Genomic DNA, 9,337 nt, shown 5'->3' with positions numbered 1-9,337 from the left:
AGTGTCCTCAGTACTTGATGCAGGCCAGCAGCGCGATGTTGCGTGGCCGGTTCTCCGTGCCAGTGTTGGGCTGAACGCCATGCATGGAATTGCTGATCACCGTGAATCGCCCGTTATTGTCACCAGGCATGTACGCGATACTCTCTGCGCCGCTCGTCACGCCTGATGCTGCCGTCACAGTATTGTGGGTATGCGGACCCACCATTTCCTGCTGGAGTGTGCCAAGGCCACGGCCAACGTCGAGCCCGCGTCCGTCGTCCCAGCCGCGCAAGAACTCACCACGCAGATCAGGCACGTTGAAGGTGTTCGATCCATCCCCAGCGCCGAAAAGTGTGCCGATAGCAGCATAGAGATCGGAATACGTGGAGCGCGACACAGCGGCCCCATTTGTCTTCAGGTAGCCTGCAGGTGGGGAACTGGCGGCAAAATAGGCAACCGTCCCGGGCAAGATATGGCCGAGGTTAGCCACGCCCAGCACACCCACTGTTATCCAGGCATTGTTGGCAGCGTTGCGCATACGCAGCACACCGGCACTGGTGTCAGCCCATAGCTGGTAGGCGAAGGTTGCAGGGGGCTGGGTCGATCCCGATTGCTGCGAGGCGATAGCCTGAAGCGCGGCATTCAGATCAGCACGAAAGGCGGCGCCCGCCTGGTTGGCGACGTCCATGTCATGTTGAGACATGCTTTTCTCTCCGGATTAGTATGCGACGGCATCCCAGTCAAACTTGCGGGACACCGGCGTGCTGGCAGAGTTGAGGAAGGTGATCTTGAAACCCGACGGCAGCTTTTCGGTGATGACGAAGTAGTCCCCTTGGGCCATGTTCTGCGCGGTGATTCCGAGGTTGGGGCTGACGCGGAACGGCTTTCCGTAGGTGATCTGCATGGCGCCGGCGGTCGACACGATGTCGCGTCCGGATTCCCGCCGGTCAGGCATATCAACGGACACCGAGAGCCCGGTCACGACGATGTTGTGCGTCGGTGACCCGCTCTCCAGCGTCACCTTCCACTGGAAGGCGCGAGCCTCGTAGTCCCCCACCGAAAACCGCTGCCATTCCGTCCAGGTCGGTGCACCGGCCGGGTCATCATTGGTGGTTCGGACAAAGAGCGTGACGGCGGTGTCACTGATCAAGGTGCCGTCGATGGATTGCCATGAATCGATCAACTCGAACCGGTCATCGATGGTGTCTCCTATGTCGAACGACACCGCGTCGATCGTGGCCGTCAGGCGCGACTTCTCGACAGAACCAAGGTCCAGCGCTCCGGCGAATTGATAGGCGCCGCTGCTGACGATGCCGCCAAGAGAATCGATCAGCCCCCAACCGCCGGCGCCGACGACCGTATCGATCGGCCCAAGGCTGTCGATCAGACCCTGGGTGTCCCAGAGTCCGCTCGCATCGATGAGCCCCTGGTCATCGATCAGTCCGCTCCCGATCAGCTTTATTCCGTTCAGCGCTGGGTCGAACACGACGTTGGTCTTCGCGCCTGCGAATGTCGGCTGCTCGGCAATCTCCGCAACCACATTGAGGCTATCGAGCGATGGCGCCGTGGTGATGACCAAGGTCGCTGCCGGCGATTCGTGGCCCGTCGAATCGATCCACTTGGCCAAGTACACGCCGGTCAGCAGCGGCAACTGGGCGGAATTCGCGGCACCGGAGATGTACCCACCGATGTCGATGGCGCTTCCCCAACTAGGTTGCACGGTATCGGTTGTGTGGCGGATGCGCGCCTGGCCGCCAACCCGCACATCCAGTTCGTCGGACGCGTCCCAAGTCAGGTTGGCAAAGCCGTTGATCGCTGCGAGCGACAAGCCCGTAAGGTTCGCCGGCGGGGCCAGTTTCCCCACGACCATATGCGGCGCCGAGTAGGTCCACTCCCTGCTTCTCACACCGATAGCCGACACGATGCGCCCACGGACCAGGTAGACCTCACCGTCCTCCACCGGCGAGATGTACGCGCCAGTCGTCCCGGAACTGACCGGTGCCAAGGGAGTCCAGGCCTCGGCCTGAATCTTCCGGTACTCGAGTTCTATCTGCCCGGTACCGGCCACCAGCGCGTCGGACACCGGTGGCCATGTCACCAAAATTCGGGACACGACTTGTCCGCTGCCACTCAGCACCAGCTGGTCTTCGCCAGAGTCGAGCACCAGCGCCCCGAGCGCTTCCACGAGGAACGGGTTCGGCAGGTTGGTGTCGGGCGCTGGATCGATCACCGTGGCGTTGCCGTAGTTCCAGTCGTAGACCGCAGCGGCTTCCTCGTTCAGCACAAGGTCGATCCCGCCGTCCTCGGACATCTTCCACGACATGACGCGGAAGACCTTGTTGCTCCACCCGAACTTCGCCAGCGTCACCTTGACCGTGCTGTAGGCCGTCAAGGGGAATGCCGTCAGCTTGGCCGGGAAGTCGACCACGATGCCCTGCCGCGATCGCTCCAGGATGATCTTCGCCAGACGCTGGGCCTGGAGAACATCCGTGGTGAATGGCAGCTCGATGTCGCGGTCGATCACCTCCCCGTCCTGCGTTGCGTACAGCGCATTCTCTACGGCTGGGAAGTCGCTCGGCTGCCAGTTGTTCGAAGGGTTGATGAACGTCCCTTTGACCCGGTTGAACAGGTCCTTTCTTGCCGTGCGTGCCTGAACCTTCACAGGCCCGCGCAGATCGCTTTCCGTGAGCGTGACGGTCGGGATGTCGTAGGCACCCGCGAATACGCGAAACACACCCCCGGTGATGGTCACCGTGGCGCCGCCGGCTGTCACCATCTCCGCGAGGTTGTCGCGCGGCGACTTGTCGAGCATGACCACGCCATTGCAGCGATAGCGCTGGTGGTACCGCAGGGGGAAGACCTCGACATACTCGTCGGAGAGATTCGCCGCGGCGTTAATGGTGGCCGCGTCGATGTCTGAGTCAGCGCAGCCGAACCCCCTTTCGTCTCGCAGGTAATCGTTCACGCAGAGCGCCCAGTTGTCGCTCCAGGCAGTCTGGCCAGTGCGCGGGTCCAGCACCTTCTTGCCCCGCACCATCGCCTTGATATTGGGCAGACCGTTGGGAAACACGTCTGAGTCGTACTGGAGGCGGACGTAGATGAAGCAGACGCCGCGCAGCCGATGCGCCCACGTCCAGCCCGGGATCTCGGACACCATGACGGGATCGGCTTCCTGATAGGGCGATCCGAGATGGGCCCTCACCCGCACCAGCGCGTCTCCTACCTCGGCCTCGTACTCCATCGTCACCAATGTCGTGTTCGCCTCGATGTCCGTCACCGTCACCGACATGGAATCCGGCGTAAACGAGTAATTCAGCCCTCCGCCGAAGTTTTCCCCCAATCCGGACGACGTAATCGAGATGATGCGATGGATCGCCTCGCCTGGCGCGAGCACAAGGGTCTGCCCGGAAGGGGCGGCGGAGAACCGCCGGTTCACCATCTTGATCTTCTTGTATGGCGCGGCCAGCGCATACCCATTCGCGTCGAGTGGGCCGACTGGAGACTCCCCGATGAACACCTCCTCGACCGCATCGCACTCGTGATCGGCCAGCGCGATCACCAGGTGCATGAACTGGTTTCTCTTGCCGTTTCCGTCAGTGCTCTCAGCGAATACCAGCGGGCCGGAGGTCATGGCGCGCCCGTAGATCAGGTTGCGCGGCTGGACATTGGAACGCACAACCTGCGCCCGCCCTTGCGCCTCGGCGGCAAAGCCGTTGTTCGACTTCGGCTTGAAGATGGCTCCCATGATGGAGCCGATGGCGAACGAGATCGCAAACGCCGTGACCGCGTAGACAAGCATCCCCACAGCGGTTGCCACTGCGACGCTAGAACCAGCGGCCAGAATGGCGGTGGCGACTGCGGCTGCAGCTGCTGCTGGCATCTGGCTCTCCTATACCTTCCATGCGGCCTTTGCCGCGTTGTTCGGATGGAACTCGATTCCCGGGCCGCCCTGTGCGGCGATCGTGTTTCCGACGCACAATGCGAGCGCCTCGCCCGCTGGCGTATCGATCAGCACCACATCCCCACGCCCCGCCAAAGCCGACTGCACGGGCTGCCCGAGGATCAGGGTGGCTAGGCCAGAAACGCCGCCGTTGTCGCGCAGCACGCGACGGGCGCCCCGCTCCGACTGGTACAGCCCCCGCCAACGCTCGCCGGGGTCCGTTCCAGTCATTGCTTCGATCCCGTCACAGACGAAGAGGCAGCAATCCGAATCACCCCATGAAAAAGCCCGCTCGCGGCGGGCTTCGATGAACGCGGCCAGGCGCGTCGGCCAGTCAGGCAAGCGCTGCATTACCGTCCCCATTGCAGGTTCTTCTCCACCATCTGCGGCACGAACTCGAAGCCCTTGTCTCCGGGATACCGGCTCTGTTGGTCCTCGTTGTTGTACCGCCGCACCCTCGCGCGGTCCCACGTGGCCATCCGTGATTCAGCGGACACCGTAATGGTCGCCGTATCGCCGACCTCGACGTTCATCGTGTCCATCCGGCCATAGAACAGCCGGACCGGGTCCACCAGCAGTCGGAGATCATCTCGGAGTGGCGCGAACCAGATTTGACATGGCTTGCCCTGATACTGCTCGCCCAGGGTGAGCGCAATCATCTCGCTCGGCACGCCAGACAGCGTCAGGCGCACGCCGATCGCTTCGAGCCCGGCCTGCTCCTGCAGCGGCTCCATGCCGCCAAGGTTGCCGAGGCCCGTCCACTCGATCCCGTACCAGAAGACGTTGTAAGCGGCGCTACACACGCACAGCGGTTGCGAAAAGTCGAGACGCACGAAGAAGATGTACGGAACGTGTCCGGCAATCACGGCCGCCGCCGTGCCCGCGTCCATCGGCCGGATCGTCATAGCAGCACCTCTACTGCACTGATCACGACCGCTTCGGCAATGCGTCCAGGGACAGTGGCGATCGCGAACTCATCGGACGACAGCATCATGGTGGCGCGCGGCTTGTTCAGTGTCAGCGCCGAGCCGTCGGCCGGGGCGTTTCGGAACGGCGGGGCCACCGGGACGCTGGCGAGCCCGCCTGCAGTGCTCGTGACGTCAGCCGTCACCATCTTCAACTCACTGCCCACCGCCACGTAGTCACCAGCCCGGAGCACGAGCGTGCTTGCTGGCCAGGATCTCGTGGGGAGAATCCGGTAATCCGTCATGGCACCATTCACCAGCGGCGCAAAGGATGACTGCCCCGGCCGACCATGTGGCCACAGCGTGAACCGGCCGGCCATGCCGCCGAGAGAAGCAAGAAATGCCTGTAGGCGGCCTGCCTGGATCATGTCGAGCGGGGGAAACTCCAGGTTCGCCTTCCAGCGGGCGCCTGGACGCTCGACCGTTTGAACCGTCCGGTTCAGGGGCGACGTGAAGGATTCGGTATTGGACTGCAATCCCCACGTCGCCTTCGCCGGAACCAGACTTTCTGGCCAATCGATTGTTGCCATCAATTACCTCCTGGCCATTTGGCTCAGGTCGCCACCGCGGGCCATGTTCGATTTCACCTCGGCCACGGCCGCGTCCTTTGCCGCCTTCATCGCCTGGACGATCGACGCTTGATCCGAGCGGCTGTCGACGTTGATGTGCTGGACGATAGTGACATCGCCGCCACCGGCCGCACCAGCGCCAGCCAGGGCATGGTTCGGCACGATACTGCCCGAGGCCGGAGGCACGAACAGCTCAGGGCCCACCTCGCCGACGATGTACGGCTGTCCGGCACTCACCGGCCCGCCCGCCGCGCGCAGTTCGATCCCCTGCACCGAAGACATGTCGACCGGTGACGTGCTCGAAATCCCAGCCGTGCCGGTATCAGCCCCGGCCGCGCCGCCGACCGCCCCCATGATCAGGCCGCCCAATTGCGAGAACAGGCCCGACAGCGCCGCGCGAGCCTGAATCCGGATCAGGTCCGCAATCACCGCCTGGGCGAAGTCGCCGAAGTTGAACTTGCCCGTGGTGGCGAACGCGACAATGCCGTCCTCCATCCGCTTGAACGCGTTCGTCGCAGCGCTGCTGGCCTGCGCCATGGCATTGCGCGACGAATCGGCGTAGTTGGCCATGGCCTCGGTCGCGCCGTTGACCCAGTCCGCCTGCTTCTCCTTCAGCGTCGCGTAGTAGGTGTCATAGTCGGCCAACGACTGCTGCAGACCGTCCCGGATGTCCTGCTGCGCCTTCAGGTATTTCTCGGATCCGCGCGCGGCGTCTGGCGTGGCCTTTTCCAGCTGCAACTGCAGGTTCTGGTACTGGGTGTAGATCGACTTGACCTGCTCGGCCTGACGCTGCGCGTCGCTGCCCCGCCCCATGGCATCGAGCTGGCGCTGGTACTGCTCGGCCTGCGACTTCTGGTAGTTGCCGATCTGGGCGTTCACCGCGGCGGACCGCTCTTCCAGCTTGGCGATCTCTTCCTTGTACTTCAGCGCCTTCTCATGCTCGACGTTCTGCGCGAGCTGGGTCTTGATGGCGTCCTGATTCGCCAGCAGGCTCTTCTGGTCCGCCGTCAGGATGTCCTTGCCCTTCAGGTCGGCGATCTTCTGCAGGAATTCGGCCTGCTGCTTCTCGGCGCCGGTCAGCTTCTCCGACGATTCCAACGCAGTGCGCGTGGCGGCGTCCTGGTCGCGCAGCTGCTGCAGGAACCGGGTTGCCGCGTCGTCCTGGTACGCCTTTTCCTTCTTCGGCTTGGCGACCTTCGGGTCCTTGTACCTTTCCTCGATCGCAGCGGCGCGCTTGTTGTACTCGTCGGCGGCCATGCCAACCGTTGCAGCATCCCGCTTCAGTTGGTCGATCTCGTCCTTGCGCTGCTCGGCCCGCGATCGCGTTGCCTTAGCCTGCGCATCCAGGCGTGTCTTGGCCGCAATCATGGCATCCTGCTGGCGCTGCTGCTCCCCGCTGGCGGTCTGCTGTCCGTTCGACGTTTCCAGCGTCTTCGCTTGGGCCTGCAGCTGTTCGAGGTTCTGGCGAAGACGTGTCAGGGCCGCACGATTGAAGTTGCTTCCGCCCTCCTTTGCTGTGGGAGAGCTTTCCAGCTTTGCAATCTCTTGCTGGGTACGCGTGATCGCGCCGCGGATGTCATCCAGCGTAGCGGCCCGACCGAGCCCGAGCATGGCGTCCCAAGCGCCCTTTGCAGCGCCGGTGACTGCATTCCACGCGCGCTCCATGTAGCCCAGGTTCGCAATCACCTTGTCGGCGCGTGCCTTCATCTGCTCAGCGTACGTCTGCTGGGCCAATGCCGCCGCCTGATCCTTCTTGCCCTGCTCCTCCAACGCGACGATCTGGTCGTAGACAGCCGCTGTCAGGTAGTGATACTGCTCGTTCAGCTTCAGCGAAGCCTTCACTGGCTCGTCGGCCAGGGACACGAACTGGTCGATGGTCTTGCTGACCGCTGTCCCGGTGGCCTTCTCCATTGCCTCGGCCGCGACACCGATAGCAACCATCTGGTCGCCGGCGATCTTGCCCGTGGCCGCAATCTCTGCCAGCACTTCGGCCGCCTTGCCCTGCGTCCCGATGCTGCGGCTGACAGTGGCCGCCATAGTGGCCAACTGATCAGAGGTCGTGCCGGCGTAGTTGCCGGTCATGATCAACGCCTGGTTGTAGGCCTTCGACTCGCTCGAACCCTGCGACATGGCGTATGCCAGGGCCGCAGCTGCTGCCGCCGTCAGCGTCAGCGGGTTGATCAGGCTGCCGACATAGGTTGCCGTTGCTCGGATCGCCGGACCGATGCCACCGAACATGTCCTTCAGCTGGCCACCCTGCTGCGTCAGGACCAGAAGAGGGCTCTGTCCGCCAGCCAACTGCGTGACGATGTCCGTCATCTGCGCGGGCACCATGCGCATGGCGGCAGCGGTTTGGCGCGCGGACACGCCGACTGCATCCAGCGATTCCTGCACTTTCCTGCCGCCGGCCGCGCTGCGCTCCACCTCCTTCAGCTTGTTTAGGTAATCGGACACCGCCTCGGTGACACCCAACTGCGCGGCCTTCTGCTCGAGCAACTGCGACCGGGTCTTGCCGGCCGTATCGGACATGCGGGCGACCTGCTGCACGAACGTGTTGATGGCGCGCGCGCTGGCGTCCGAACCGTTCTTCGCCGCCTCGGCGATCGCGTCCTGCGCTGCCTTGGTCCGGCGCGCGGCAGCTTCCTGGGCATTCAGGAAATTATCGACACTGCGCTTGGCGGCTTCGAGGCTTGCGCTGTAGCCGCTGGCGTCTGCACTGACGCGGACGACGGTTTCGTTGTTAGCGGTTCCCACTCATCAGCTCCTTGGCCTTCCTCTGGATGACCTCGTCGACAGCAGCTGCCGCCGCCCTCTTCTTCGCTTCGAACCCGGGCCGCAGGAACGGTTGAGCAGCCATATTCGACGTGCCGAATTCAACGAATCGGCCGTAGTACGCTTCCTTTGTCCAGGTGACCAAGTAGGACGCAAGCTTTCCGGGGACCGATTCATCGTCGTCATACGCGATGATGATGTTCTTGCGTAGGAACCCGGGTGGATGCTTCCGCTTCCGCCCTTCGAACAGGACTGTTGCCACCGGCGCGCGCAGCTGCACCTCGGCATGGATGACGCGCGCGCCGGCGACAGCTGCCTGGCGCAGAACGGACTCGCTGGCCACCTCTTCGGCGGCGAGCAGGACGTTCCGAAGCGCGTCACCATTCACGACTTCGAAGTTTTTGCGGGATGCCATCACGATCTCTTCGGGAACATCACCTGCTCGATCAGCCTCGACTGCGCCTCCGGGTCGTCCAGCAGCACCGGCTCGGGCTCCGGCTCGCGGGCGCCCGAGCTGTCATTCCATGGAATGAAGTCCAATGCCCTGAATGGGTCTGGCGCAGCCTTCGGGTTGCGGTTCACGTTGGCGATCATCGATGCGATCGTGCCGGCTCGGAGATCGTCGTAGTGGCTGCCCCACGGCTCGATGCTATAGAAGGCCATCCACTCGACGAACTCCGCCGCCGAGACCCGCATTTGCGCTTCGGCTACTGGGCAGCCGAGGAGAGCTGCGAGGCGGAACCAGAATCGCCGCTCGGGGCGGCGTCGGAGTTTTTTTCCGCTTCCTCGATGGCGCCGGGACCAAGCCCGTTGATCTTGAGCGCCACAGCCAACACCCGATCCATTGCTGCCTGGCTCTTCGCCCGCAGCGGATCGATGTCTTCGGCGGTGAAGAGCGGCTTGCCGTCCTCGTCCACCACTGTGGCCACCAGGATGCTCGCCGAGAACAGGCTGTAGGGCAGTTTGCCCTCGCCCTGGCGCGCGTAGTACTCGTCCCGATCGCGGCCAGACATCACAGCCACGCGCACGCTACCGCCCCACTCGGGGACCTCGACATCCTTGGTTTCGAGGTCCGCCGCTTCGAGAATCGCCTTTTTGGAGAGAATCGGCAT

At 63.5% G+C, this 9,337-nt stretch carries 9 protein-coding genes; all 9 read right to left on the bottom strand.

All coding sequences use genetic code 11. The features are described 5' to 3' along the window. Nucleotides 1-7: 7 nt before the first annotated feature. From D9X30_RS29815 to D9X30_RS17255, 9 genes are read right to left on the bottom strand one after another with little or no spacing between them, the layout of a single operon-like run. Entirely contained in the window at nucleotides 8-682 is a 675-nt protein-coding gene (locus D9X30_RS29815) for a phage tail protein (protein WP_153948411.1), read from the bottom strand. 15 nt (nucleotides 683-697) lie between these two features. Continuing rightward, a complete protein-coding gene (locus tag D9X30_RS17290) occupies nucleotides 698-3,859 on the bottom strand; it encodes a phage tail protein (protein WP_153948410.1) in 3,162 nt (1,053 codons plus the stop codon). Nucleotides 3,860-3,868: 9 nt separating this feature from the next. Next, nucleotides 3,869-4,270, bottom strand: a complete 402-nt coding sequence (locus D9X30_RS17285) for a DUF6950 family protein (RefSeq protein ID WP_153948409.1) — start codon at nucleotides 4,268-4,270, stop codon at nucleotides 3,869-3,871. Further along, nucleotides 4,270-4,824, bottom strand: a complete 555-nt coding sequence (locus D9X30_RS17280; protein WP_153948408.1) for a hypothetical protein — start codon at nucleotides 4,822-4,824, stop codon at nucleotides 4,270-4,272. Before D9X30_RS17280 ends, D9X30_RS17285 begins: the two co-directional genes overlap by 1 nt. Continuing rightward, entirely contained in the window at nucleotides 4,821-5,414 is a 594-nt protein-coding gene (locus D9X30_RS17275) for a hypothetical protein (RefSeq protein WP_153948407.1), read from the bottom strand. The genes D9X30_RS17280 and D9X30_RS17275 overlap by 4 nt, the downstream gene beginning before the upstream one ends. 3 nt (nucleotides 5,415-5,417) lie before the next feature. Further along, nucleotides 5,418-8,207: a phage tail tape measure protein gene (locus D9X30_RS17270; protein ID WP_153948406.1), complete on the bottom strand. Its 2,790-nt coding sequence runs from the start codon at nucleotides 8,205-8,207 to the stop codon at nucleotides 5,418-5,420. Beyond that, complete coding sequence (locus tag D9X30_RS17265; RefSeq protein WP_153948405.1) at nucleotides 8,194-8,640, bottom strand: HK97-gp10 family putative phage morphogenesis protein; 447 nt, start codon at nucleotides 8,638-8,640, stop codon at nucleotides 8,194-8,196. Before D9X30_RS17265 ends, D9X30_RS17270 begins: the two co-directional genes overlap by 14 nt. Next, nucleotides 8,640-8,921 carry a phage tail assembly protein T gene (locus D9X30_RS17260; RefSeq protein ID WP_502799645.1) on the bottom strand — a complete coding sequence of 94 codons (282 nt, stop codon included), beginning with the start codon at nucleotides 8,919-8,921 and terminating at the stop codon, nucleotides 8,640-8,642. Before D9X30_RS17260 ends, D9X30_RS17265 begins: the two co-directional genes overlap by 1 nt. Before the next feature lie 11 nt (nucleotides 8,922-8,932). Further along, nucleotides 8,933-9,337: a phage tail assembly chaperone gene (locus D9X30_RS17255; RefSeq protein ID WP_153948403.1), complete on the bottom strand. Its 405-nt coding sequence runs from the start codon at nucleotides 9,335-9,337 to the stop codon at nucleotides 8,933-8,935.

It is taken from the genome of Cupriavidus sp. U2 (genome assembly GCF_009663685.2).
Taxonomy (GTDB): Bacteria; Pseudomonadota; Gammaproteobacteria; order Burkholderiales; family Burkholderiaceae; genus Cupriavidus; species Cupriavidus necator_C.
This window is presented reverse-complemented; position numbering and strand designations above follow the sequence as displayed.